1 protein-coding gene is annotated in these 1377 nt (G+C 33.2%); it reads left to right on the forward strand.

All coding sequences use genetic code 11. The annotated features are described in order from the left end of the window. Positions 1 to 86: 86 nt before the first annotated feature. The gene (locus OCV81_RS17675; RefSeq protein WP_449582012.1) at positions 87 to 1313 is read left to right on the forward strand and encodes an HD domain-containing protein; all 1227 of its coding nucleotides are present in this window, start codon (positions 87 to 89) and stop codon (positions 1311 to 1313) included. Positions 1314 to 1377 lie beyond the last annotated feature (64 nt).

Here is a 1377-nt window from a genome sequence, read left to right on the forward strand (position 1 = left end):
GATGCACTGTGCCCCCTTTTTACTAACGATGCAGATTATTTTCGCTTCTGTATCATATAGGCGCGTAGTTGCGGATTTGAGGTATTATAGAAGATGATGAATTAAGAAAACATTTATGGCAAGTCATTGGAGATATAGCAGCAAGTCATCATTGGAATATGGATAAAGTTAAGGCATTAGGAAATCAGATCCCTGCTTTACCATGTTTCCCTGTAGATTGGCGAATAAATCCATTGAAATTGGCATGTCTTCTAAGATGTGCTGATGCAGGGCATATTGATTCTGGGAGAGCGCCAGACTATCTTCTAAAATTATTAGATATAAATGGAGTTTCTCGTAATCATTGGGAAGCTCAAAATAAATTATCTCAAATAGATATTGACACAACAAATAAATCTAATGTTATTATTGCGTCAAATATTGCTTTTGAGGAATCAGATTATGCAGCATGGAATGTTGTTTATGATGCTGTTATGGTTCTTAACAATGAGCTTATTCAATCATATGAAGTCTTAAATAATCTTCCATTTCCGATACCTTTTCAGGCCCGTCGAGTAAGTGGTGCAGAATCAAGAGAAGAATTATGTAAATATGTAAAGACGTGTGGATGGTTCCCTTGCGATGCTAATATTCATATTAGTAATATTGAGGGAATTATAAAGACTCTTGGAGGGGAAAAATTATATGGGAAAGAAAAAAAGATAGAATATGTCGTACGCGAGCTAATACAAAATGCAAGAGATGCCATTGTTGCTAGAAAATACCTGGATGAAGGCTTTGAAGGTCGTATTGATGTATATATTGAAGAAAAAGACAACAAACAATGGTTAATTGTTAGAGATAATGGTATAGGCATGTCTATGCGAACTATAAAAGACTATTTATTGAATTTTGGAAAAAGCTTTTGGGCTTCAGACCTAGCTAAAGAAGAAAATCCTGGTTTGGCATCTTCTGGATTTAAATCTATAGGCCAATTTGGAATAGGTTTTTATTCTATATTTATGATAGCTTCTGAAGTTATTGTTGAGACTAGAAAGTTTAATGAATCATTAAATAGCAATATTAAATTACGCTTTCCTAATGGTTTATGCTTACGTCCAATTGTTTCGCAATGTAATGGCATCAGTATGAATGTAAGCACGATAATAAAAGTATGCATTAATCCTAAAGAAGTAATATGGAAAGATACTGTAAAAATGAATCCAGGAATGCTAGGTATCAAAGCTTTTTATGTACCTTTTAAAGATGTTTTGGCAAATATTACCGCAGGACTTGATGTTGATGTGTATTATAATAGACTTTATATAGATTAATTTATTATATGACTCATTTTGTGCGTGATTCTGAAGTTGTGTAATCCACAAGCAATAAGAATCA

This window comes from Phocaeicola fibrisolvens (genome assembly GCF_025567125.1).
In the GTDB taxonomy this organism is placed as follows: Bacteria; Bacteroidota; Bacteroidia; order Bacteroidales; family Bacteroidaceae; genus Phocaeicola; species Phocaeicola fibrisolvens.